Source organism: Georgenia halophila, assembly GCF_039541595.1.
In genome coordinates, this window is the sequence record NZ_BAABGN010000004.1 from 199,293 (window position 1) to 223,649 (window position 24,357).

At 72.2% G+C, this 24,357-nt stretch carries 20 protein-coding genes; 7 read left to right on the forward strand and 13 right to left on the reverse strand.

Annotation, left to right across the window (positions count from 1 at the left end; all coding sequences use genetic code 11):
* Positions 1–3: 3 nt before the first annotated feature.
* The 3 genes from ABD907_RS06405 to ABD907_RS06415 are packed head-to-tail and all read right to left on the reverse strand — an operon-like array spanning position 4 to position 7,543.
* Complete coding sequence (locus ABD907_RS06405; protein ID WP_345214919.1) at positions 4–3,339, reverse strand: ATP-dependent helicase; 3,336 nt, start codon at positions 3,337–3,339, stop codon at positions 4–6.
* Complete coding sequence (locus ABD907_RS06410) at positions 3,336–6,632, reverse strand: ATP-dependent helicase (protein ID WP_345214920.1); 3,297 nt, start codon at positions 6,630–6,632, stop codon at positions 3,336–3,338. The genes ABD907_RS06405 and ABD907_RS06410 overlap by 4 nt, the downstream gene beginning before the upstream one ends.
* Before the next feature lie 59 nt (positions 6,633–6,691).
* Entirely contained in the window at positions 6,692–7,543 is an 852-nt protein-coding gene (locus ABD907_RS06415; RefSeq protein WP_345214921.1) for a DUF3152 domain-containing protein, read from the reverse strand.
* 198 nt (positions 7,544–7,741) lie between these two features.
* Here ABD907_RS06415 and ABD907_RS06420 point away from each other — a divergent pair, with 198 nt between their 5' ends.
* A complete protein-coding gene (locus ABD907_RS06420) occupies positions 7,742–7,966 on the forward strand; it encodes a DUF3107 domain-containing protein (protein WP_345214922.1) in 225 nt (74 codons plus the stop codon).
* Between the two features lie 338 nt (positions 7,967–8,304).
* Entirely contained in the window at positions 8,305–9,912 is a 1,608-nt protein-coding gene (locus ABD907_RS06425; RefSeq protein WP_425555662.1) for a DEAD/DEAH box helicase, read from the forward strand.
* A 158-nt stretch (positions 9,913–10,070) separates the two neighbouring features.
* On the opposite strand, the gene ABD907_RS06430 is transcribed toward ABD907_RS06425, so the two are convergent.
* The 6 genes from ABD907_RS06430 to ABD907_RS06455 form a co-directional block, all read right to left on the reverse strand.
* On the reverse strand, positions 10,071–11,303 hold the full coding sequence (locus tag ABD907_RS06430; protein ID WP_345214923.1) for an aminotransferase family protein: 1,233 nt from the start codon (positions 11,301–11,303) through the stop codon (positions 10,071–10,073).
* A 74-nt stretch (positions 11,304–11,377) separates the two neighbouring features.
* Entirely contained in the window at positions 11,378–11,893 is a 516-nt protein-coding gene (locus tag ABD907_RS06435) for a hypothetical protein (RefSeq protein WP_345214924.1), read from the reverse strand.
* Positions 11,894–12,236: 343 nt separating this feature from the next.
* A complete protein-coding gene (locus ABD907_RS06440) occupies positions 12,237–12,446 on the reverse strand; it encodes a hypothetical protein (protein WP_345214925.1) in 210 nt (69 codons plus the stop codon).
* Between the two features lie 25 nt (positions 12,447–12,471).
* The gene (locus ABD907_RS06445) at positions 12,472–13,101 is read right to left on the reverse strand and encodes a MarC family protein (RefSeq protein ID WP_345214926.1); all 630 of its coding nucleotides are present in this window, start codon (positions 13,099–13,101) and stop codon (positions 12,472–12,474) included.
* Positions 13,098–13,955 carry a PHP domain-containing protein gene (locus ABD907_RS06450; RefSeq protein ID WP_345214927.1) on the reverse strand — a complete coding sequence of 286 codons (858 nt, stop codon included), beginning with the start codon at positions 13,953–13,955 and terminating at the stop codon, positions 13,098–13,100. The genes ABD907_RS06445 and ABD907_RS06450 overlap by 4 nt, the downstream gene beginning before the upstream one ends.
* A gap of 96 nt (positions 13,956–14,051) precedes the next feature.
* Positions 14,052–14,345, reverse strand: coding sequence for a YrhK family protein (locus ABD907_RS06455; protein ID WP_345214928.1), 294 nt, complete (start codon positions 14,343–14,345; stop codon positions 14,052–14,054).
* A gap of 89 nt (positions 14,346–14,434) precedes the next feature.
* On the opposite strand from ABD907_RS06455, the gene ABD907_RS06460 reads away from it, so the two are divergent.
* The gene (locus ABD907_RS06460; RefSeq protein WP_345214929.1) at positions 14,435–15,967 is read left to right on the forward strand and encodes an aminopeptidase P family protein; all 1,533 of its coding nucleotides are present in this window, start codon (positions 14,435–14,437) and stop codon (positions 15,965–15,967) included.
* Between the two features lie 155 nt (positions 15,968–16,122).
* Here the strand turns inward: ABD907_RS06460 and ABD907_RS06465 are convergent, their stop codons facing one another.
* The 4 genes from ABD907_RS06465 to ABD907_RS06480 all read right to left on the reverse strand — a co-directional run bounded on the left by ABD907_RS06465 (position 16,123) and on the right by ABD907_RS06480 (position 19,966).
* Positions 16,123–16,251 carry a putative transporter small subunit gene (locus ABD907_RS06465; protein ID WP_345214930.1) on the reverse strand — a complete coding sequence of 43 codons (129 nt, stop codon included), beginning with the start codon at positions 16,249–16,251 and terminating at the stop codon, positions 16,123–16,125.
* Positions 16,252–16,264: 13 nt separating this feature from the next.
* Positions 16,265–17,959 (reverse strand): sodium:solute symporter family protein, encoded by a 1,695-nt coding sequence (locus tag ABD907_RS06470; RefSeq protein WP_486334043.1) that lies wholly within the window; start codon positions 17,957–17,959, stop codon positions 16,265–16,267.
* Positions 17,960–18,362: 403 nt separating this feature from the next.
* The gene (locus ABD907_RS06475) at positions 18,363–19,217 is read right to left on the reverse strand and encodes a sugar phosphate isomerase/epimerase family protein (RefSeq protein ID WP_345214931.1); all 855 of its coding nucleotides are present in this window, start codon (positions 19,215–19,217) and stop codon (positions 18,363–18,365) included.
* On the reverse strand, positions 19,214–19,966 hold the full coding sequence (locus ABD907_RS06480; RefSeq protein ID WP_345214932.1) for a general stress protein: 753 nt from the start codon (positions 19,964–19,966) through the stop codon (positions 19,214–19,216). Before ABD907_RS06480 ends, ABD907_RS06475 begins: the two co-directional genes overlap by 4 nt.
* 110 nt (positions 19,967–20,076) lie before the next feature.
* Between ABD907_RS06480 and ABD907_RS06485 the strand changes: the two genes are divergently transcribed.
* The 4 genes from ABD907_RS06485 (at position 20,077) to ABD907_RS06500 (ending at position 24,341) form a co-directional block, all read left to right on the forward strand.
* Positions 20,077–21,375 (forward strand): magnesium transporter MgtE N-terminal domain-containing protein, encoded by a 1,299-nt coding sequence (locus ABD907_RS06485; RefSeq protein WP_345214933.1) that lies wholly within the window; start codon positions 20,077–20,079, stop codon positions 21,373–21,375.
* Complete coding sequence (locus tag ABD907_RS06490) at positions 21,368–22,003, forward strand: DUF1003 domain-containing protein (protein WP_345214934.1); 636 nt, start codon at positions 21,368–21,370, stop codon at positions 22,001–22,003. The genes ABD907_RS06485 and ABD907_RS06490 overlap by 8 nt, the downstream gene beginning before the upstream one ends.
* Positions 22,000–23,136: an Mrp/NBP35 family ATP-binding protein gene (locus ABD907_RS06495; RefSeq protein WP_345214935.1), complete on the forward strand. Its 1,137-nt coding sequence runs from the start codon at positions 22,000–22,002 to the stop codon at positions 23,134–23,136. The genes ABD907_RS06490 and ABD907_RS06495 overlap by 4 nt, the downstream gene beginning before the upstream one ends.
* Positions 23,137–23,678: 542 nt before the next feature.
* The gene (locus tag ABD907_RS06500) at positions 23,679–24,341 is read left to right on the forward strand and encodes a TetR/AcrR family transcriptional regulator (protein ID WP_345214936.1); all 663 of its coding nucleotides are present in this window, start codon (positions 23,679–23,681) and stop codon (positions 24,339–24,341) included.
* The last annotated feature ends 16 nt before the right edge of the window (positions 24,342–24,357 follow it).

Consider the following 24,357-nt stretch of genomic DNA (forward strand, 5'->3'; position numbering starts at 1 on the left):
CCGTCAGCCGCCGGCGGCGATCGCGCGCGTGATCCGCGCGATGACCTCTTCCTCGCCGAGGTCGCCGGCACGCACCGTCTCGTCGTGCCCGACGTAGTAGAAAGCACCACGGACCCGCTCCAGCGGGATGCGCCGCGAACGGGACCAGGCGAGGCGGTACAGGGCGAGCTGCATCTCCTTCTCGGCCAGGTCTTCGGCGTCACGTGGCGGCCGACCGGTCTTCCAGTCGACCACCTCGACATCTCCCCCGTCCTCGAAGACGGCGTCGATGCGGCACCGCACGATCGTCCCGGCGACCGGCGTCTCGAGGTCCACCTCGATGTCCGAGGGCCGTCGGCTCGCCCACTGCGAGGCCGCGAAGGTGCGCTGCAGGCGCGCCAGCTCGGCGTCGGTGATCGTGAGGGTGCCCTCGTCCTCCCCGCTGCCGGCGACGTCGTCGACGTCCAGCAGCGCGGCCCGCCCGTAGAAGTGCTCGACCCACTGGTGGAACCGGGTGCCGCGGCGGGAGACGACCGTGGGCTCGGTCGGCACGGGCCGGCGCCGGTCGCGCGCGAAGGACCGCGGGTCCTGGACCAGGCCGACCACGGAGGAGGCCGACAGGTGACCGGCAAGAGGGACGTCGCGCTGCCCGCCGCGATCACGTTCCTTCAGCAGCAGCTCGGCATCCTCACGCCAGCGGTCCACGACCGGCTCACCTGTCCGGGCGGTGAGGTCGACGGCGGAGCCGCGGGCTGCCCGGACCTCCTGCGCCGCTGCCTCGCGCGGAGCCCGGCGTGGCCCCAGCGGGTCGAAGGGCCACTGGACCGGCTCTGCGTCGGCACCGGGGTTCTCGGCGCCGTCGGGCGGCTCGGCGGCCCATTCGTCGAGGTCGTCGACCAGGCCGGCCCGGCGCGGCTCGGCCAGGAACCGCGACGGCGGCAGCGTCGACTTGCCCTCCCGGAACCACGACCCGGACAGCAGCAGGCTGTGGCGCGCGCGGGTGAGCGCCACGTATGCCAGGCGCCGTTCCTCGGCGACCCGGTGCTGACCGGCGGCCACCCGGAACGCGACCCTGGCCTCCTCGACCTCGCTGTGCGTGGCGGCGCCGGCGACGTCCAGCGCGGGCAGCGCGTCGGCATCCTGGCGCAGCGGGTACGGCAGCTCGCCGACGGCGGTCAGCCACGCCGAGCTGGTGACGCTCAGGTCCGGTTTGGGCCTGGTGTCGTAACCGGGGAACTGTGACTCGACGAGGCCGGGGACGGCGACGACGTCCCACTCCAGCCCCTTGGCCGCGTGCACGGTCAGCACCTGCACGACGGCGGAGTCGGGCTCGACGTCGCCGGTCTCGACGGCGTCCAAGCCTCGTTCACGCTCCTCGGCGGCGTCCAGCCAGTTGAGGAACGCGCCGAGGGCGGGCCGCTCGGAGTCGCCGGCGAAGGAGGCGGCGACGTCGGCGAACGCGTCCAGCGCGGCACGGCCCGCCCCGGAACCGCCGGAACGGACGGCCACCTCGATGTCGAGGCCGAGCAGCTGCTCGGTGGCGACGACCAGCTCGGGGAGCGTGAGGTGGCGCAGGGACCGGATCTGTCGCAGCACGCCGCCGAGGCGGCGCACGCGTGCCGCACCCGTTTCGCTCATGGTCTGCCCGCGTGAGCCGGTCCAGCCGGCGTGGGGCGGCTGCTCGACCGCCTCGACGAGGCTCGCCTCCTCGCGGGCGTCGAGGCGCCGGTCCGTCTCGTCGCTGAGCGGCTCGATCGCCTGCTTGGCGAGGTGCCGCGCCCAGTCCTGAAGGGCGTGCAGGTCGGCGACGCCGAGCCGCAGGTTCGTCAGCAGCCGGACCATCGCGTCACCGCGGGTGGCGTCGTCGGCCACGCGCAGGGCGGCGCGCACGTCGACGATCTCCGGCGTGGCGAGCAGCCCGCCCATGCCGATTACGCGGTGCGGCAGGCCACGGTCCTCCAGGGCACGCACCACGCCGGCGAACTGGCTGCGCTTGCGGCACAGCACGGCGGCGGTCCGCTCGCCCGCGGGCTCCCAGCGTTCGGCGAGGAAGCCGGCGACCCGCTCGGCCTCCTCGACCTGGCCGGTCACGTAGAGGCCGCTCACCTCGCCGGGGGCCGCGTCCGGCCGCGCGCGCAGCTGCGGCACCTCGACGTCGGGTCCGCGGCCACCGCCGGCTCGCAACGGTCCGGAGACGGCGTTGGCGGCGTCGAGGATGCCGTGGTCGTTGCGCCACGAGGTGCTCAGCGCGAGCGTCTCGGCGGGCCGGTCCCCGGCCTGTGGGAAGCGCTCCGGGAACTGCGCGAGCGAGGCGGCCGAGGCACCGCGCCAGCCATAGATCGCCTGGTGGGGGTCGCCGACGGCGGTCACCGGGTGGCCGTCCCCGAAGAGGTGGGCGAGCAGTTCGAGCTGGGCGACGGAGGTGTCCTGGAACTCGTCCAGGAGCACCACCCGGTACTGGGCCCGGAGCTGGGCGCCGACCTCGGGCACGGCACGCGCGACGCGGGCGGCGAGGGCGACCTGGTCGGCGAAGCTGATGAGGCCGCGGTCGCGCTTGCGCTGCTCGAAGGCCTCGATGACGTCGAGGAGGGCCGCGCGCTCGTCGAGGGAGGCCACGATCTTGAGCACGTCGGCCTTGGGCGCCTTGAGCCGGTCGGGCTGCTTGTCGACCAGGTCCGAGCGCAGGTCGGCGAGCATGGCGCGTGCCTCGGCGACCGTCAGGACGTTCTCGGTGAGCCCGGCCGCCAGGTCGAGGACGGCCTGGGTGACGGTGCTGACCGCCTTCTCGGTGTCCAGGTCCTCCTGCCAGTTCTGCACGATGTCGTCCGCGAGCTGCCAGGCGCCGGCCTCGGTGACCAGGCGTGCGTCGGGGTCGGCACCGACCCGCAGCGCGTGGTCCCGCGCGAGCGTGCCCGCGAAGGAGTTGTAGGTGGCGATCTGCGGCCGATCGACGTCCAGGCCCGACGTCTGCGCCGCACCGGCCGTCTGGTCCTCGTCGCGCTCCGGCGGCGTGATCCCGGCGGCGCGCAACCCGCGCAACCGTGCCCGGACGCGGTGGGCGAGCTCGGCGGCGGCCTTTCGGGTGAAGGTCAGGCCCAGGACCTCCTCACCGCGGACGTAGCCGTTGGCGACGAGGTAGACGACCCGGGCGGACATGGTCTCGGTCTTGCCCGATCCCGCACCGGCGACGACCAGCAGTGGTGCGAGCGGCGCCTCGATGACGCGGGTCTGCTCCTCGGTGGGCGTCGGCAGGTCGAGACGGGCGGCGATCTCGGCGGCCGAGTACGTCGCCGGACCGGCGGGCTTGGACGTCCCCAGCTCGGGGCCGAAGAGCTCGAGCTGCTCGCTGCGGATGGTCATCGGACCCGTCCCCCGTCCTCCTGCAGCGGGCAGGACGTGCGCACCGGACAGGTGCGGCACTTGTCGTTGACGGTGGCGACGAAGACCGCGCCGCCCATCGTCTCGGCCGCCTCGCCGAGCAGCTCGTGCGCCCACCGGGGGTCCTCGGCCCGGTCGATCGGGTCCTGCTCGCGGGAGGTGGGGCCGCGCTTGCCCGCGCCCAGGTAGACCAGCCGGGCACCGTCCGATCGAACGTCGTCGCCCCAGGCGCCCGACTCGACCGCGACCTGGTAGACGCCGAGCTGGGCGTGGCGCTGGCCGTCGTCCTTGGAGACCGGGGACTTCGAGGTCTTGAGATCGACGACGCGGACCTGGTCCTCGCCCACGTGCTCGACCCGGTCCATCCGTCCGATGAGCCGTGCCCGGCCGACGTCGACGGCGAAGGCGCGTTCCACGTCGACCTCGCCGGGGACGGAGGCGACGTACGCGGCCAGCCGCTCGATCATCTTGTCGGCCTGCTCGCGGCGTCGACGGCCCACCCAGCCGTCGCCCGTGCCGAGCTCGTCCCACCGTTCGTCGAGCGCGTGGCGGAGCTCCTCCAGCGTCCCGTGGGGGTGCTCGGCGGCGATCTCGTGGACCAGGTTGCCGACCGCCTGGTCCGCCGACCCGGCCGTTCGTCCCCCGGCCTGCTCGAGCGCCCAGCGCAGCCCGCAGGTGGTGGCCTGCTCGACCCCGGACGGGCTCACGGGTACCGGCGCGTCCGCAGGACGCAGCGGCTCGGTGGTGCTCTCCGGCTCGAGCCAGCCCCAGGTTGCCGGGTCGGCGCCGGGCACGCCCTGCTCGGCGAGGTGCGCGAGCAGCGCCGCGGCCTCGGTGCGTCGGGAGTCCGCCCCGCCCGCCTCATCCGTCTCGCCGACGGGGCGCTCGAGCACGGTGCGGAGCTCGGCGACCAGTCCGCGCAGGTCGAGCGCGGGCGGCACGTCGCGGACGTCGGTCGGGTCGTGGTCGGGGGCGAGCAGGTCGAAGAAGGCCGAGGGACGCGAGTCCTCGTCGAGGACGGCCGTGACGAGCAGTCGCCGGCTCGCCCGCGAGATCGCGACCGCCAGCATCCGGAGCTCGTCGTCGAGCACCGCCCGCCGGGCCGCGCCGAACGTGTGACCGCCGCCGTTCCCGCCCGTGCCGAACGGGCTGCCGCGGCCTGCCTCGAGGTCGGCCAACGCACCGGCCCCGAGCGTGGAGTCGCGCAGCCGCAGGTCGGGCCACAGCTCCTCCTGCAGGCCGGCGACCGCCACGACCTGCCACTCCTCGCCCGCGGCCCCCGCCGGGGTGAGGACCTGGACCGTCTCGCCCCGCACGCCGTGGGCGGCCAGGCTGTCGGCGGGCAGGTCCTGCGAGCGCAGGTGCTCGAGGAAACCGGCGGGGCCGGCCCCGACGGTGCGGTCGGTGTACTGCTCGGCGGCGCGGAACAGCACCATGACGGCGTCGAGGTCCGCGTCGGCCCGTTCGGCGCCGGGTCCGCCGGACAGCGCGCGCTCACGCCACGGCTCGGACAGGTCTGTGGCGTCCCACAGCGCCCACAGGACCGTCTCCGCCGTCGCGCCGTCGTTCGCCAGCGCCGCTCGGCCGGCGGCGAGGACGGCGGCGACCCGGCCGGCGACCGCGCCGGGGCCTGCCGGCAGCCCGGCGGCGAGCTCGGGGTCGGCGACGACGGCGGACAGCACCTCGTCGACCGGTCGTGAGCCGCCCGCGGCCCGCTCGATCCCGCGGAGGGTGCGCCGGAGTCCGCGCATCCCGACGGCGTCCGCACCACCGATCGGGGAGGTCACCAGCTCGGCGGCCTGCTCCGGCGTCGGGCGGCCCGCGAGGACGGCGGCCAGCGCGACGAGCAGCGGACGTACCGCCGGCTCCTCGCGCAGGACTCCGGGTGCCGCCTGCCCACCGACCGGGACCCGCCAGGCCCGCAGGGAGCGCTGCAGCTCGCGGACGTGCCCGGCGGACCGGGCGACGACGGCCATCTCGGACCAGGGCGTCCCGCGGCGCAGGTGCTCCTCGCGCAGGTGCCGAGCGATCCAGGCTCCTTCCTGGGGTCGCGAGCGCAGCACGGCCGGTTCCAGGCCGCCCGCCGCCCGGGCACCGGGGCCCGCGCCAGCGGTGTCGATGTCTCCGGCTGCGCTGTCGCCGATCTGACGACCCGCCGTGGCGCGGCGCTGGCCGGCGGTACCGGTGGTGGAGATCGCCGAGGTGACCGCCATGGTCACCGCTCGGAGTTCCTCGTCCTGCCGGTGGGCGGTGCTCAGCTCGATCCGGGCGGCCTCGAACCCGCCGAGCTCCTCACGTGTCTCGGCGAGCCCGACAAGAGCGGGGGTGCCGCCGCGGAAGCCTTGGACGCCGGCGTCGGGATCGCCGTGCAGGAGCAGCTGCGCCCCGTCGTCGGCCAGGACCCGGAGCAGCCGCGCGGTGGCGAGGGTGGAGTCCTGGTGGTCGTCGACGACGGCCGCCGACCACCGCGGGCGTGGGTGTGCCGGCACCTCGTCCTCCCAGGCACGCAGGGCCGCGGTGGCCTCGTCGACGATCCGGGCGGCGTCGAGCCGGCTCCCGCGGTCCGGCGTCAGCTCACCGAGCGAGGTGACCTGCTGGTACTCCTCGAGCAGGACGGCGGCGGCCGTCCACTCGGGACGGTCGTGACGCCGGCCACGGTCGGCGAGCTCCTCGGGGCCCAGACCGAGCTCGGCGGCGCGCATGAAGAGGTCGCGCAGCTCGTCCCGGAACGCCCCCATCGCGAGCGTCTCGGGACCGATGGTGTCGGGCCAGTGGACGGGGGCGCCGAGGCCCGCGCGGTGCCCGTCGAGGAGCTCGGCGAGGATCTGGTCCTGCTCGGGACCGGTGATGAGGGTCGGTGCGGGCTCGCCCAGCAGCGTGGCCCGCATGCGCAGGACGGAGTAGGCGAAGGAGGCGGGCGTACGGACCAGCACGCCCGTCGTCGTGCGGCCCAGGCGCCTGGCGACGGCGTCCCGGACCCGGGCGGCCCCGCGCCGTGTCGGCACGAGCAGCAGGACTCCCTGCTCGCCCGGGCGGGCGGACGGCTCCTGGGCGGCGCGGGCGAGGAACGACTCGACCGCCGTCGTCGTCTTGCCGGTGCCGGGCGCGCCGACGACCAGGAGGTGCCCCTCGTCGGCGGGCCAGTCCACGGCAGCGGACTGCTGAGCGTCGAGTCGCGGCGGGGCGGGCGGCTGCTCGGGCAGCGCGAGACGCAGCGTGGTGGTGTGCGCAGCGCCAGGGGATTCCGCCATGTTCACGATGTCATCACGGGCCACCCACATGGCTCCGCGCGCCGCGCGGGCGGACCCTCGACGTGTCGTGACCGTCGCAGGTCTCAGCGGGTGGTGGCGGGCCAGGCGTTCGGTTCGCAGCCGTCGAGGGTGATGGTCTGCTGGACCATGATCGGGGCGGGCTCGCCCGGCGCCGGGCAGTCGACGTGCGGGTTGCCCAGCAGATGCCCCACCTCGTGGCTGACCAGGTACTGGCGGTACTCGGTGATGTTGCCGCCGCCGTTCAGGAACGGCTCGGCTCCCTCGGACCAGCGCACGGCGTTGAGCACGGCGCGCCCGTTCCGGCCGCACGAGTACTTTCCTGCCGTCTCGAGCGGCACGCAGAGCTCGTCGGTGAGTTGCGGCGAGGCCAGTACCACGGAGAAGTCGGCGGTCTCGCCGTCGACGCCCACGAACCGGACGGAGCCGTCGTGGCCCCAGCCTCGGTCGTCGTTGAGAACCTTCATGACGAAGCGAGCGAACGCGGGCCCGTCCACCGTCAGGCCGCGCTCGACCTGGACCCGGACGGTCATGACGTCGACGCCGCCGTCCTCGATGATCGGCGGGTCGGGGCTGCGGGAGATGGTCTCGAGGTCGCCGGACGCCTGCTGCGGCATCGGTTCGGTGGTCGGCAGGCCGGCCCGCGCCCGCAGCGCGAGCGCGAGCTCCTCGAGGGTGCGGGTCAGCCAGGACAGTGCGCCGGCGTCCGCGCCGGGCCCGGCCTCGTCCTCGAGCACCTGCTCGCGGTCCTGCGGATCACGGGTCTCTCGGGCCGCGTCGTCGTCCGTGCCGGCGGAGGCCGTCACGCCGGGAGAGACGGCGTCCGTGATCGAGGGGTCGGCGCTCGCGGGCACCGCCAGAGGCAGCACCAGGCCGAGGCCGGCCAGGGCTCCGAGGGCAACACGAGACGCACGCACGTCCCACATTGTCGCACCACCGGGGACCGGCACGCTTGCCGACCTTCTCTCCGGAGCGTCGGCGCCCCCTACGGAGCGTGCGTCACGGGCAGCCACAGCAGCACAGACGGACACGACCTACGATGAGGTGCAGCAACGCTCCCGCCTGCTCGTGACGAGCGGCGGGCCCTCATCGAGACGAAAGCAGGAGGCCACCAGGTGGAGATCACCATCGGCGTGAAGCACGTCAACCGCGAGCTGACCCTGGATTCCGATCAGAGCACGGACGAGATCCAGGCGGCCGTGGACAAGGCGATCTCCGACGGCACGTCGCTCGTCCTCGGCGACGACAAGGGACGCCAGGTCGTCGTGCCCTCGTCGTCGCTGGCCTACGTCGAGCTGGACGCGAAGGAACAGCGCCGGGTCGGTATCGGCATCGTCTGAGTGCGCCGCCCTCCGGGGCGCACGGATGGCACGAGATGAGGATGTGGTCGCTGCGGCGGCCACATCCTCATCATCGTTCACGCCCGTGTCCCGGCCGGTCTCCCGGGCCTCTTGCGCGGAGTGCGCTGGCGACGCGCCGGGTGAGTCTGCTCACCGCTCCGTGAACTCCTGGCGCCACGCGGTATCCTAGGAGATGTACACGGTTGCCCGGTCGTCACGCAGCCTGATCCGCGTGAACGCACGCGGCGAAATTCACGATCGGCTGCCGAAGCAGGCGCGCCGCCGCCCCCTCCCGACTCATCGGGGTGCCGCGCACCGCGCCACGATCGAAGGTTCACATGACTGACCAGAACACCGGTGTGCTCGATGCCACCATCACCGACGAGATGCTCGCCACCCCGGACGCCCCCGGCGTCACGCCCGACATCACCGAGGAGCTGGCTCCCGCCGACCTCGAGGAGAAGACGTTCGCGGACTTCGGTGTCGAGGACGAGATCTCCGGCTCGCTCCGCGACGTCGGCATCACCCACCCCTTCCCCATCCAGGCGCTCACCCTCCCGGTGGCACTGAGGCGGCAGGACATCATCGGCCAGGCCAAGACGGGCACCGGCAAGACGCTCGGCTTCGGCATCCCGCTGCTGCAGAACGTCACCGGCCCCGGCGAGGGCGGCTGGGACGACGTCGAGGACCAGGGCAAGCCGCAGGCCCTCGTCATCGTCCCCACCCGTGAGCTGGCCAAGCAGGTCGCCGACGATCTCGCGACCGCCTCCCGCCGTCGTACCGTGCGCGTGGTGCAGGTCTACGGTGGCCGCGCCTACGAGCCGCAGATGGACGCCCTGGCCCAGGGCGCCGAGGTCGTGGTCGGCACGCCCGGTCGGATGATCGACCTGATGAAGCAGCGGATCCTCGACCTGCGCCGCGTGCGGACCGTGGTGCTCGACGAGGCCGACGAGATGCTCGACCTGGGCTTCCTGCCCGACGTCGAGACGCTCCTCGCCGCCACGCCCGCTTCGCGTCACACCATGCTGTTCTCGGCGACCATGCCGGGGCCGGTCGTGGCGATGGCACGTCGGTACATGACCCGTCCGACGCACATCCGTGCGCAGGACCCGGAGGACACCGGCGCGACGGTGAAGAACACGCGCCAGGTGGTCTATCGCGCCCACGCCCTCAACAAGGTCGAGGTGCTCGCCCGGATCCTGCAGGCCGAGGGCCGTGGCCTGACCATCGTCTTCACCCGCACCAAGCGCACCGCGGCGCGCGTCGCCGAGGACCTCGCCGAGCGTGGCTTCGCAGCCGCCGCGATCCACGGCGACCTCGGCCAGGGCGCCCGTGAGCAGGCCCTGCGCGCCTTCCGCGCCGGCAAGGTCGACGTGCTGGTCGCGACCGACGTCGCCGCCCGCGGGATCGACGTCGACGACGTCACGCACGTCGTCAACTACCAGTGCCCCGAGGACGAGAAGATGTACCTGCACCGCATCGGCCGCACCGGCCGCGCGGGCAACGCCGGCACCGCCGTCACGTTCGTCGACTGGGACGATATGCCGCGGTGGGCGATGGTCAACAAGTCCCTCGACCTCGGCGTGCCGGAGCCGGTGGAGACCTACCACACCTCCCCCCACCTGTACTCGGACCTCAGCATCCCCGAGGGCATCACCGGCCGCCTCCCACGCTCGGCTCGCACCCGCGCCGGCCTGGGCGCCGAGAAGGTCGAGGACCTGGGCGAGACGGGCCAGAAGAACGGCCGCGGCGGATCCGGCGGCGGAGGCCGCGGTGGAAGCCGTGACGGCGGGCGCGGCTCCGGCCGAGGCTCTCGCGACGGTGGCCGGAGCTCCCGCGACGGCGGACGCCAGGGCGGCCGCAGCGAGGGCGACGGCGAGCGTCCGGCCCGCAGGCGTCGTCGCCGCACGCGTGGCGGACGTCCCGCCGAGGGCAACCAGGGCTGAGGCCCCCGCCTGACGCACCGCTGCGCCGAGAGCAGCAGAATGCGCCGAAAGCAGTCGTTCGAACGACTGCTTTCGGCGCTTTCTGCTGCTTTCGGTGGTCCTTGCGGCTCCAGCGGGTCGAGTGGCTCCGGCTGACCGGCGCCGGCGCCGGCGCGGACTCAGAGCCGGGGGATCCCCTGCCGCAGTCCTTCGGCCAGCTCGCGCACCTGCTCGTCCGTCATGACGAACGCCGGCGAGATCTGCAGCGCTCCGGCTCCGACCGCGCGGGTCGCCACCCCGATCTCGCGCAGAGCGAGGACCAGGCGCGGGGCGAGTGCGGCGTCGTGCAGCTGGACGGCGGCGAGCGCCCCCGTGCCGCACCGGACCTCGGCCACCGCGTCGAGCTCGGCGAGCGGGCCCAGCTCGCGCGCGATCGTCACCTCCAGGCGGGCGGCCTCGTCCAGCAGGCCTTCCCGCTCGATGATCTCGAGGTTGGCCAGGGCGACGGCGGCCGCGGTGGCGTGGCCCGAGTAGGTGTAGCCGTGACGCAGCCACGTCCCGGGCTCCCGGAAGAACGGCTCGGCCACGTGCGGGCCCACGAGTACCGCGCCCATCGGCAGGTAGCCCGACGTGAGGCCCTTGGCGGTGGCGACCATGTCCGGCTCGAGGCCGAAGCGGGTCGAGGCGAACCACGAGCCGCCGATGCGCCCGTACCCGGTGACCACTTCGTCGGCGACGAAGAGGATCTCGTACTCGGTGCAGATCTTGCGCACCTCGGTCAGGTACCCCTCCGGCGGCGGGTAGACGCCACCGGCTCCGAGCACGGGCTCGCAGAAGAAGGCCGCGACGTTCCCCGGACCGATGCGCTCGATCGTCTCGCGCAAGGACTCCGCGGCGTCCCAGCCCACGATCTCCGTGCGCGGACCGAGGTCGCCGTAACCCTCGCGGTTGCCGGGGATGCCGCCCAGGGCCGTCCCCGCGACGTGCATGCCGTGGTAGGCCTTCTGCCGGCCGATCACCACCGTCTTCTCGGGCCGCCCGACCTCTACCCAGTACCGGCGGGCCAGCTTGGCGGCGGTCTCGACCGAGTCTGAGCCGCCGGAGGTGAGGAAGACGCGGCTGCCGGCGACCGGCGCGATCCCGGCGAGCTTCTCCGCCAGCTCGATGGTCGGGCGCGCGGCGTTGTCGCCGAACGTCGAGTAGGCCGCCAGCGTCGCCATCTGCTGCGCGGCCACCTCGCCGAGCTCGGCCCGGCCGTGCCCCACGTTGGCGAACCACAGGCCGGCCGTGGCGTCGAGGTACCGGGTGCCGGCCTCGTCCCACACGTACGCGCCCTCGCCTCGGGCAAGCACGAACTCGCCGGCGCGCTCCACCGCCGCCATGTCCGAGAAGGGATGCCACAGCGCGCCCATGGATGACCTTTCGTGCCGGGTTCGGGGTCGACCCGAAGACTATCGGCCCGCAGGGGCGGCCGTGCCGGAGACTGCTACTCCGGCGGGCGATCTTCGGCACCGTCGTCGGGCGAAGGACCCCGCGCCCCCGTGTCGTCGGATCGACGATCCCTCTCCCATCGACGCACCACGACCAGCTCCGCCTGGTCAGATCTGCGCCACAGCAGAGCGAATGTCACACCGGCTGTCACCGCGAGGATCGCCGCCGCCCACGTCGGCAACACCTCGCCCGGCCCGAGAGACCCGCCGACGAACTGCATGGCGAGGATCATCAACAAGAGAGCCACGAACCTGGGCCACCACGTCCCGGGCAGCGGCGCCTTCAGCGCGATGGCACTCTGGGTGGCCGTGAAGTACGTGTAGCCGGCGCGGCGGCGCAGGACCTCGAGCAGCACGAGGAGGACGAAGGCGAGCACCAGGAGAGCGAGGTGAACCCGGAACGCGACGACTGCCGAGGCGACGACCACGGCAGCACCGGTGTAGTACCACCAGGCCGGCAGACGTCGGTCCTCCACGACCGCTGCGTCGTCGTCGCCATCGGTGGCGCTCATCTGATCACCGTATCCGCCGGTTTCACGCCCCGGCAGACGGTTGCGACGTCTGCACTCCCTTCAACGAGACCGCGATCATGTTCCACCGTTCTCAAGGTAGTCCTCAGCCGGAGAGGCTGTTCTCAGCCGCCGCGCCGTGATTGTGCGCAGCCGTTGGCGCTCCCACCCCCAGACGGCGGCGACCGCGCCCACGACCACAGCGACAACCACCGCCGACCAGGTCGGCAACGCCTCGCGCGGGACCCACGACGTCACGCCCGAGACGAGCAGCACCCCAACGGGGACGGACATGAAGCCCGCGACGTCGAGGACAACGTTCGGCCGAGGTGTATGGCGTCGGATTTCACGATGCCGGTCTTTGATGCGGGTAGCCGCCTCGGCGTTCCAGCAGCGCGAGAACAGCGAACAGCAAGCAGGCCGGAACGAAAAGCGCGAGGTGGCGGAACGCCATGACCCCGAGGGCGGTGGCCGCACCCCCGCCGACGAAGTGCCACCACGGAGGCATGCTGAGGTCGTCCAGGACCCCCTCGTCGTCGCCATCGGTGGCGCTCATGCAAGGACCGTAGCGCGCCTGGGGGCTACAGCTCCTGCTCGATGAGCGCGAACACCGCGTCCGCCATGAGCTGGACGGCGATCGCGGCGAGCAGGAGGCCGGCGAGCCGGGTGACCAGGGTGGTGCCGCCGTCGCCGAGGACCCGGTGGATGACCACCGAGAACCTCATGCCGAGCCACAGGCACAGGTGCACACCGACGAGCGCGACGGCGATCGCGACCCAACCGGCGACGTCTCCGTCGGCGTCCTGGACGGCGAGCATGGCGGCGACGATCGCACCGGGTCCGGCGAGCAGGGGCGTCCCGAGCGGCACGAGCGCGACGTTGACGTTCGCGGAGTCGTCGGACGCCTCGGGCTGCCTCCCCCAGCCCATGAGCAGCTCCATCGCGACGAGCAGCAGGAGCAGACCGCCGGACAGCTGCAGCGCCGGCAAGGAGATCTGCAAGAAGCCCAGGATGTACTGGCCGAACAGGGAGAACACGAGGATCACGCCGAACGCGACGGCCGTGGCCTGCAGCGCCGCCTTGCGGCGCTGGGCGGCCGTCATCCGCGAGGTCAGCGCGAGGAAGACGGGCACGGTACCGACCGGGTCCATGATCACGAAGAGCGTGAAGAAGGTCGTCGCCAGCAGCGTCAGGTCGACGAACTCGCTCACGGCCGGATCAGCGGCAGGCGCCCGGCCTCCTCGATCTGCGCGAGCACTGCCGGGGACGTGAGACGCTCGCCCAGCCTGTTGGGCTTCCCCTCGCCGTGATAGTCGCTCGCCCCGGTCCTCGCCAGCCCGAGCCGGTCGGCCAACGCCGCGAGATGGGCGACGGCGGACGGCGTGTGGTCGCGGTGGTCCACCTCGAGCGCGAACAGCCCGGCCTCGGTCATCGCCTCGATCACCGCGTCGCCGACGATCCGCCCACGGGCGTCGGCTCGTGGGTGCGCCATCACGGGGACCCCGCCCGCGGCACGCACCCGGCCGACGAACTCGACCGCGTCGGGTGCGTCGTAGCGGACGTAGTAGGGGCCCTTGGAGGACACGATGGTCTCGAACGCCGTCGACCGGTCGTCGACCACGCCGGCCGCGACGAGCGCGTCGGCGATGTGCGGGCGCCCGATCGTGGCCTCCCCGGCCGCCTGCGCGCGCACGGACTCCCAGGTGATCGGGTAGTCCTCCGCCAGCCGGGCCACCATCTTCTCCGCGCGCCCCATCCGCGAGTCCCGCGACCGCTCCATCTCCGCGGCCAGGGCCTCGTTCCCAGGATCGTGCAGGTAGCTGAGCAGGTGCACGGAGACTCCGTCGGCGCGGCAGGAGATCTCCGCGCCGCGCACGAGCGCCACCCCGGTCTCGGGCACGACGGCGGCCGCCTCCTCCCAGCCGCGCACCGTGTCGTGGTCCGTCAGCCCGACGACGCGGAGTCCGACGCGCGCCGCGGCTCGAACCAGGTCGGCCGGGCTGTCGGTCCCGTCGGACGCGTCGGAGTGGGTGTGCAGATCGATCCGCGTCTCAGCTGGTGACACAGGAGTCAGGGTACGGCGTCGGCAGAAGTCCACCGACCGCGTCCGAACGTTCGGTCGAGGGGACGCGCTTCACGGTCGAAACTCACGCCGTCCGGGTCAGTAGTCCAAGCTCTCGCCGTCGCGGCGTCCCAGCCGCTCGAGGTGGGTGCGTCGCGCCAGGCGGATCACGGGCCGGAGCACGAAGTCGATGCTGCCGAGCAGGAACATCGTCGTCGCCCACGTCTGGAGCGAGCTGAAGTAGAACATGATGCTGCCGGCGACGAAGAACACGCCGATGAAGATGTCGTTGACGATCGACATGGTCTCGTACCGGTTGCTGATCATAATCTCTTCGTCCGGAGCGACGCGGATCTCGGCCGGCGGATCGGTGTCCTCGTTCGTCTTTCCCATACCGCCACGCTAGGTTCGCCGCGCCGTCGCTGCCCATCGAGCGAACGGCCCGCTTCGGCGACAACCACTACCGGTGCGATCATGGCGACATGACGGACTCCCAGCCGACCACCACGTCCCAGCCGCTCAGCGAGCGCGTCAACAACAGGTCCCAGCGCCCCTCGAGCCAGGCGTTCCGCGAGTTCATCGCCGACGGATGGGCCACGAGGAAAGAGGGCCTGCCGGAGCGCTCCCCGGCCGCCGACTACGCCGCAGCGCGACGCGCCGCCGTCGGCGGGCTCTTCCCCGGCGAGCGGCTGGTCGTCCCGGCCGGTCAGCTGGTCACCCGCAGCAACGACACGGACTACCGGTTCCGGCCGCACTCGGCCTTCGCGCACCTGACCGGCATGGGCACCGACGAAGAGCCCGACGCCGTCCTCGTGCTGCACCCGCTCGAGGGTGCGAGTGCGACCGGCGAGACCCACGAGGCCGTGCTGTACTTCCGCCCGCGGGCCGGCCGGGACACCGAGGAGTTCTACGCCGATGCCCGCTACGGCGAGCTGTGGGTCGGCGAGCGGCCCTCGCTCGAGGAGGTCGCCGCGGCCACCGGTCTGCGCACCGACCACATCGACTCCTTCGCCGACGCGCTCGCCAAGGATGTCGGCGCGGGACAGGTCAACGTGCGGGTGGTGCCGCAGTCCGACGCGGCGGTCGAGGCGCAGGTGACGAGCGTGCGCGAGCGTGCGCAGCTGTCCCAGGGCGCGGCCGCGGCCGACGCGGCCCTGGCCGAGGCGCTCTCGGAGCTGCGGCTGCGCAAGGACGCCTACGAGGTCGAACAGGTGCGGGCCGCCGTCGACGCGACGGCGGCGGGCTTCGAGGAGATCGTCCGCTCACTCCCCCGGGCCGTGAGCCATCACCGCGGTGAACGGGTCATCGAGGGCGCGTTCGGCGCCCGTGCGCGCGAGGACGGCAACGGCATCGGCTACGACACCATCGCCGCGGCCGGCAACCACGCGAACACGCTGCACTGGATCGGCAACGACGGCCAGGTGCGGCCGGGTGAGCTGGTGCTTGTCGACGCCGGCGTCGAGGTGGACTCGCTCTACACCGCGGACGTCACCCGGACCTTCCCGGTCGACGGGACCTTCACGCCCGCCCAGCGCCGGATCTACGGCGTCGTGCTCGAGGCCGCCGACGCCGCCTTCGCGCGCGCCGGGCAGCCCGGCACGAGGTTCCGGGACCTGCACACGGCAGCCATGGAGATCATCGCCGCACGCCTCGCCGAGTGGGGCATGCTGCCCAGCTCCGCCGAGGAGTCCCTGGAGCCGGAGGGCCAGTACCACCGCCGCTGGATGGTGCACGGCACCAGCCACCACCTCGGCCTCGACGTGCACGACTGCGCCCAGGCGCGCCGCGAGATGTACCTCGACGCCGAGCTCGAGCCCGGCATGATCTTCACGATCGAGCCGGGCCTGTACTTCCGTGCCGACGACCTCAAGGTGCCCGAGGAGCTGCGCGGCACCGGCGTCAGGATCGAGGACGACGTCCTCGTGCGCGAGGACGGCTCGGTGGAGAATCTCTCGGCCGCGCTGCCCCGGACGCCCGACGAGATCGAGACCTGGATGGCCTCACTGCGTGGCTGAGGCGCTCCGCCGCGCACCTGACGAAGTGGTCGTGATCCGCCTGCGATCAACGATCACTTCGTCAGGTTCGGCGGCCGGGGCGGCGCACGAACGTCGAGGGCCCCGGCGCCCCGTACGAACGAGACGACCGGAGCCCTCGGCGCAGTACCGACGCCTCAGATGAGGTCGTGCCCCTGCTTTCGCGCCTCGCGGACGTCCTTGACGAAGCCGCGGAAGATCACGCCCATGATGACGAGGACCGTCGCCGGCCACACCAGTACGTACGCGCTCAGGATGGTCTCCATGTCTTCCTCCTAGTCAGGCGAACGATCCCGGCGCGCCTGCCGGGACGTACTCGTCGGGGTCCTCGTCGACGTTCTCGTGATCGAAGTCGCCCGTGCGCTTCTTGATGAGCGCGAAGTCGAAGGACTGCTCGGCCCGGAACGACATGAAGTAGCACACGAGGGTGCTCACCGCGTAGGCGACCAGCGAGGCACTGAGCGTCGTGTACTCGTGGAGGGCGCCGATGGCGAAAGGTGCTGCGGCGATCGACGCCACGGCACCGACGATCTTCGCCGGCTTCAGGCCGAAGAAGCCGAACGTCATCAGGCCCAGCACGACGCCGATCCCGACCACCGAGAGCACGTCGACGACGATGCCGACGACGCCGGCCATCGGGACGAGCGAGAAGCGCACCGGGAGGAAGAGGGCCAGCGCGGCGAGCACGGAGATCGTGAACGCCTTGTTGGTGACCTTGTCCCAGTAGAAGCTCGCGATGACCGGGAAGACCAGCGCGCCCCAGAGCGCACCGACGAACACCAGCAGGTCGAGGATGCTCAGCTGCATGCTCGCGAAGGCGACCGCGAGCGCCGTCGCGATGATCATGGTCACCCGACCCACCAGGAGCATGACCTTGGGGTCGGCCTTCTCCTTGCCGGCCACGTTCTGGCCGTAGACGTCGGCCATCATGATCGACGACAGCGCCGACAGGTCGGAGTCCGCGGTCGAGGACAGCGCCCCGATGATCATGATGAAGAACACCGCGAGCAGCACGGGCGGCAGGAAGGTGGCCGCCATCTGCGGGACCAGGTTGTTCAGGTCCCCGCCCTGCGGCTCGATGCCGAGGTAGAGGGCGAGCACGCCGAGCATCCCGACACCGATCACCATCGCGCCGTACCCGATCGTCGCGGTGACGAACGTCGGCTTGATGAGGTCCTCGCGCACGGCGAAGAGGCGCTGGGCGATGGTCTGGTTGCCGATGGCGTAGGCCAGGACCGCCGCGATGTACGGCGCACCCTGGTTGAGGAAGGCGTCGGAGGAGAAGAAGTTCCCCTGCTGCGCCGTCAGGTTGTCCGCACCGCTGGTGAACACGGTCGGGAAGTCGGCGGCGAAGAAGATGACGGGGACGAGGACGGCAACCGCCCCGAGCATCGCCATGACCTGGGTGAAGTCCGTCAGCACCGAGGCCCGGAACCCCGACCACAGCGTGTACAGCAGCACGCCGCCGGCGACGATGAGGACGCCCTGGACGAAGTTGATCGGCGAGAGCAGCGAGATCAGTGCGCCGCCCGCGATGAAGTTCGACATGAGCGAGATGACGCTGCCGACGATGTTCGAGCCCGCGAGCATCAGCTGGCTGGAGCGTCCGTGCCGGGCGTACATCACCTCGGCCAACGTGTGGGCCTTCGGTGCCACCTTCCGGATGCGCTTCCCGAACGGGTAGATGAACAGGATCATCAGCGCGCCCCAGAGCCCGTAGTGGATGGGCCCGGAGATGCCGTAGGTGTACCCGGACGTGGCCGAGGCGTACATCGAGGACGCCCAGATCCACGTGGCGGTCATGCTGGCGGCCGAGATGCCGAAGCCGACCTTGTTCCCCGCGGTCATGTAGGCGTCGGCGTCCTCGTTCTTCTTGCCGATGCGGGTGGACATGAGGAATGTCCCCCCGTAGAACGCCACCAGCAGGATCACGACGACCCCGATTCCGAGCTGAGCGAGTTCCTGGCTCGCCACACGCACCACCGCCTTCTTGATCGGTCCTTCCAGGTCACGGCGGGGGACGTGTCGTGCGTCCGGGCGCTCGCCGGCCGCGCATCTGCGGCGCAGGCGGGAGCGCACCCGCCACGCGCCGCGTCGCGGCGCGGGCAGCCGGGGTCTGGCCCCTTGCGCGCTGGCGTGCGACCTTGACGAGTCGCGGTCGCGGCCGCGTCGGGGCGGCGGCACCAGCAGGCGGCTGCTCTGTGTGTCGTCCGCAGGCCCGGTGCCGACCGCGTGGGTGGCAGGTCATTTGCGACAGTTTGACGCTTCGATGACCTGGCCCGAGGAACGGCCAAGAACGTACCACATTGCCGTCGAGGGCCGTCCGGAACGTCCGTCACCGGCGGCGAGCAGCCCCGCCGCGCCGTCGCGACCGGGGTCAGGCCTCTTCGGGTGTCCCGGCGACGCCGCCGGAGGTCCTCATCCGTCGTCCGGCCTCGAGGTGCTTACGCGCGAACGTCAGGGAGTCCGCGAGCGCCGATCGGCGCCCGACGGCGGACATCTTCCGGGTGCTGACCTCGACCACGACGGAGCCGCCGAACGCCTGAGCACCGAGCATCCGCAGAACCTCCGCACAGGGCTGCTCGCCGCTGCCGGGCACGAGGTGCTCGTCCATGAAGTTGGGTGTGCCGTCCGCGAGGTGGAGGTGGGCGAGCCGGTCGCCGAGCTCATCGGCCATGGCGAGCGCGGCGTCGTGGTCCAACCCCGCGGTGGCGGTGTGCGACAGATCGAGGGTGATCGAGCGGTAGTCGTGCTCAAGGGGATCCCATCCAGGCAGGTACGCCTGCATGGTGCGCTCACGCCTCCGGGTCCTGACACGCCAGGGGAACATGTTCTCCACGGCCAGTCGCATGCCGTCGAGGCGTTCCCGCTCGGCGATCGCGCCGACGAAGTGCTCCGCGTAGCTGCGCTGCCACCGAAACGGGGGGTGCAGGACCACGACGTCGGCTCCGACGTCGTGGGCCAGCTCGGTGGCCTTGTCGACCTTGTCCCACGGGTCGCTGCCCCACACCCCCTGGGTGAGCAGCAGGGTGGGCGCGTGGATGGCCAGCACCGGCATCCCGTACGTGTCCGAGAGCTGGCGCAGCCGTTCCGGGTGCTGGCTCTCGGGATCGCGCAGCACCATGATCTCGACGCCGTCGTATCCGAGGTCCTGGGCCAGCGCGAACGTCTCGTGGATGCTGCCTGGGTAGACGGACGACGACGAGAGCCCGACCGGGACCGACCGACTCATCCGCGGTTGCCGGCCTCGCCGGAGGCGCTGTCGCGGTCGCCCTCCTTGTGCTCGGGGCGCTGCTCGATGTCCTCCAGACGAAGCCCGTACCTCGGCTTCTCGCGTCGCTCGGGCTCTTCGCCGGCCGGGCGCTCGATGGACGCTCCCGCCGGTGGCGCCCCGTGCCCGGGCGGGACAGTCTGCGCCGCCCCGGACGACGGTGAACCGGACGACGTTGAACCGGAGGACGGCGAAGCGGCCGACGCGGGGCCCGTCGGGCGCACCCGTCCGCCGAAGCCGCCCTCGGTCAGCAGCTGTCCCGCCCTCGCGGCCTCCTCCGCCTCGCACAGGACGGCGTATCGGGAGGCGACCACCTGGCTCGCCGACGTGAAGTCCCGCTTCCCGCCGGTGATGGCGTAGGACACGACACCGGCGAGGATGCCGAACGCGGCACCCATCAGCACGCCGGCGAACAGCGGGAACTCCCCGGAGGGCGTGAACCACACCAGGAGCAGGGAGATCAGCAGGCCGAACCAGGCACCGCTCATCGCGCCCGCCCCGGCGACTCGTGCATAGGTCAGGCGCCCCGTGATCCGCTCGACCATCCGCAGGTCGGTGCCGACGATCGTCACGTGCTGGATGGGGAAAGCCTTGTCGGACAGGTGGTCGACGGCCTTCTGCGCCTCGAGGTACGTGCCGTAGGACGCCACCTCCACACCCGTGGGAGGGGTGGGGACAGAGGTGCGAGGCTGCTTGCCGGTCAATGACATACGTCGATCTTCCTCCGGGGTGCGCTGCAGTGCCAACCAACGCGGGCGTGCCGTGCGCCACCTGGACCGTCGTCAGGCCCCAGGACGGCGGTGCTGGCTAGTCTGGCCTGGTGAGCCAGCCGACCTCCCGACCGACCACCGCGACCCGCGTGTACCTGGCACGGCTCAAGGGCACGGCGGTCTTCGACCCGCTGGGCGACCAGGTCGGCCGCGTGCACGACGTCGTCGTCGTGATGCGGCTCAAGGGCGCCCCGCGCGCCGTAGGCCTGGTGGTCGAGGTGACGGGCAAGCGGCGGGTCTTCGTCCCACTGACCAGGGTGACGAGCATCGACGCCGGCGCGGTGATCACCACCGGCCGGCTCAACATCCGCCGCTTCGAGCAGCGCCCCACCGAGACCCTCGTGGTCGGCGAGCTGCTGGACCGGCAGGTCACGTTCCGCGACGACTCGGGCACGGCGACCGTCAAGGACGTCGCGATGGAGCAGCAGCGCAACCGCGACTGGCACGTGACGAAGCTGTTCGTGCGGCGCGCCGCACGCGGCGGTCTCATGGGCCGGCGCGGCGAGGGCCTGGTCGTCGACATCGAGGACGTCACCGGCCTGGCCGTCAACCCGGCGCACCAGGGGGCCACCGCACTGCTCGCCACGCTGGAGGACCTCAAGCCCGCCGACCTCGCCGACGTCCTGCACGACCTGCCCGACACGCGCCGCCTGGAGGTCGCCGCGGGCCTCCCGGACGATCGCCTGGCCGACGTCCTCGAGGAGCTCGGCGAGGACGATCGCGTCTCCATCGTCTCCGGCCTCGACGTCGAGCGGGCCGCGGACGTCCTCGAGGCCATGGAGCCCGACGACGCCGCCGACCTCGTCAGCGAGCTGCCCGACGCCAAGGCCGCAGAGCTCCTGGAACGGATGGAGCCCGAGGACGCCAAGGACGTGCGGCGCCTGCTGGCCTACGAGCACCTGACCGCGGGTGGTCTGATGACCACCGAGCCCGTGATCCTGCCGCCCGAGGCGACGATCGCGACCGCGCTCGCCCACGCCCGCCGCCAGGACGTCACCCCGGCGCTGGCCGCCATGCTCTTCATCGTGCGACCACCGTTGGAGACCCCGACCGGACGGCTGCTCGGCGTGATCCACCTGCAGCGCGCCCTGCGGGAACCTCCGCACGAGCTCATCGGCGCCATCCTGGACAAGGACGTCGAGCACCTGCTGCCGGACGACGACATCGGCAAGGTCACGCGCCTGCTCGCCACCTACAACCTGACCGCGCTGCCGGTCGTGGACGAGGACCGCCGGCTGCTCGGCGCCGTCTCCGTCGACGACGTCCTGGACAACCTGCTGCCGGACGACTGGCGCGGCGCGGACGAGGAGATCACCGACCAGGCGATGACAAGGACGGCACATGGCTGATCGGCTCGACACGCCGCTGGAGGGCGGGCGCTTCCGTCGCCCGAGGGTCGACCCCGAGTTCTTCGGTCGGGTCTCCGAGGCGATCGCGCGATTCATCGGCACGCCCCGCTTCCTGTTCTACCTGACCGTGTTCTGCGCGGCCTGGATGCTCTGGAACGTGCTGGCGCCCGTGCGGCTGCGTTTCGACAGCCCGGACATGGGCTTCATCGCGCTCACCCTCATGCTGTCCCTGCAGGCGTCCTACGCGGCGCCGTTGATCCTGCTCGCGCAGAACCGCCAGGACGACCGGGACCGGGTCAGCAACGAGCAGGACCGCCAGCGCGCCGAGCGGAACCTGGCCGACACCGAGTATCTGGCCCGCGAGATGGCGGCCGTGCGCCTGTCCCTCGGCGAGGTCGCCACCCGCGACTTCGTCCGCTCGGAGCTTCGAGGCCTGCTCGAGGACATGGTCGAGGAGCGGGAGGAACGCATCCGTGAGCTGGAGCGCGAGCTGGCGCACATGGCTCGCGAAGGCGTCGGCAGCGGGGACGAGCGCCACGGTGATGAGGCCGGTGACGGCGGTCCCCGGGGCGGGTCCCGGGACGGGCCCCACGCCGGACCGCGTACGCCACCTACGATGGAAACATGAGCGCACCCACCGCCGAGGCCGTCCAGGCCGAGCTGGTCAACGTCATGGATCCCGAGATCCGCCGCCCGATCACCGAGCTGAAGATGGTCCGGTCCGTCGACGTCGAACCCAGTGGTCTGGTGGTCGTCGGCGTCGACCTGACGACCGAGGGATGCCCGCTCAAGGAGACCATCACCCGGGACGTGACGAACGTCGTCAGCGCGCTCGACGGCGTCTCCGACGTCCGCGTGGAGATGGGCGTGATGACGGAGGAGCAGCGCAAGGAGCTGCGGAGCACCCTGCGTGGCGGCGCCGCCGAGCCGGAGATCCCGTTCTCCAAGCCGGGCTCGCTCACCCGGATCTACGCCGTCACCTCCGGCAAGGGCGGCGTGGGCAAGTCGTCCGTGACGGCGAACCTCGCCGCCGCGATGGCGGCCGACGGCCTCAAGGTCGGCGTGGTCGACGCCGACATCTACGGCTTCTCGATCCCCCGCATGCTCGGCGTCGAGCTGCCGCCGACCAAGGTCGACGACATGATCATGCCGCCGGTCCAGCACGACGTGAAGGTCATCTCGATCGGCATGTTCACCCAGAACGGCCGGCCGGTCGTCTGGCGCGGCCCGATGCTGCACCGCGCGCTGCAGCAGTTCCTCGCGGACGTGTTCTGGGGCGACCTGGACGTCCTGCTCCTCGACCTGCCGCCCGGCACCGGTGACATCGCGATCTCGGTGGCCCAGATGCTGCCGAACTCCGAGATCCTCGTCGTGACCACCCCGCAGGTGGCCGCCGCGGAGGTGGCCCAGCGGGCCGGCATCATCGCCGAGCAGACCAACCAGCGCGTGGTCGGCGTCGTGGAGAACATGTCCTGGCTCGCCCAGCCGGACGGTACCCGCGTGGACCTCTTCGGCTCCGGCGGCGGCGAGCGCGTCTCCGCCGAGCTGAGCGAGTCGCTCGGTTACGACGTCCCCCTGCTCGCCCAGGTCCCCATCGAGCTGGCGCTGCGCGAGTCCGGGGACACCGGCACCCCGTTCGTCCTGCGCGACGGCGACAGCCCCGCCACCGAGGCCCTGCGCTCCCTGGCGAGCTCGCTCTCGCACCGCTCGCGCGGCCTCGCCGGTCGCTCGCTCGGCATCAGCCCCGTCGGCGGCCGCTGAGTCCCGGCACCCGGCACGTCACCCGTCGAGTCTCTGCCGCCGGCGCGCCAGCCTCAACGGCGCGGCTTCCGAAGGAATCTCCTTCGCAAGTCGCCCCGTTGTCGCGTGGCGGCCGCCCACGGCGTCCGTCCACCGCGTCTCAGGGCGCGAGCGGACCGAGGTACTCCCGCGGCTCGGCGTCGAGCTCGAGGGCGTCGAGGACGGCCAGGAGCTTCCGCTCCTCGTAGCGGAAGTGGGTAGGCCTGGTCGGGCGACGCACCGTCGGCGCTGTCGAGGGCCGTGCGAGTGAGGCTGAGCGCCTCGCGGAGGCGCCGGTGGACGGATCTGAGCTCGTCGCCCCAGGCGACGACGCGGTGGTTCTCGGTGTCGGCGTGATTCTCGGTGATGAGCAGACCTTTCGTACGGGTCGTAGGGTCCCAGACCGGCGCCGGTCGCGGCGATGGCGCGAGCGGGATGCGCGGACGTCAGGAAGCTCGCTCGCGGGTGTGCATGGCGCGTCCGATCGCCGTAGGCGCGGGTGTCGCCGACAGTACGCTTCGACGATGGAGCAGCAGCACCGCACCGGGTCGGACGCCCGGCGCTCCGGCAGCGACACGTCGGCGCCGCAGCGTCGGCGCCAGGCACGGGGCCTGCGACGCATGAACGAGATCCTCGACGCGGCCGCCCACGTCTTCGCCCGCGACGGGTACGAGGCCGCGACGACCAACGGGATCGCCGCAGAGGCGGGGATCTCGCCCGGCTCGCTGTACCGGTACTTCCGCAACAAGGAGGAGATCGCCACCGCGCTCGTCACCGAGTACTCGGAGCGACTGCGTGCCGCGCACGATGCCGCCTTCGGCATGAGTGACGTGGCGACGCTACCCGCCGAGGAGGTCGTCGGCCGGGTCGTCGACCCGATCCTCGCCTTCGACGCCGAGAACCCGGGCTTCCGTGCGCTGCACGGCCGCCCGGACATGCCGGCAGGGCTGTCCGACGCCGTCCGTCCCGTGCAGGAGGCGATGCTGGAGCGGGTGAGCGCGCTCCTGGACGCCCGCAACCCCGGACGGCCGGCGACCGAGCTGGACCGCGTCGCCCAGATGATGATCCGGACCTTCCAGGCGACCATGCCCGCGATCGCCGCGGCCGATCCCGCCGAGCGCCCCGCCGTCGTCGCCGAGCTCGAGGCGATGCTCGGCGCCTACCTCACGGCGTTCGAGAAGCGGTAGCAACCCTTCGGAACGA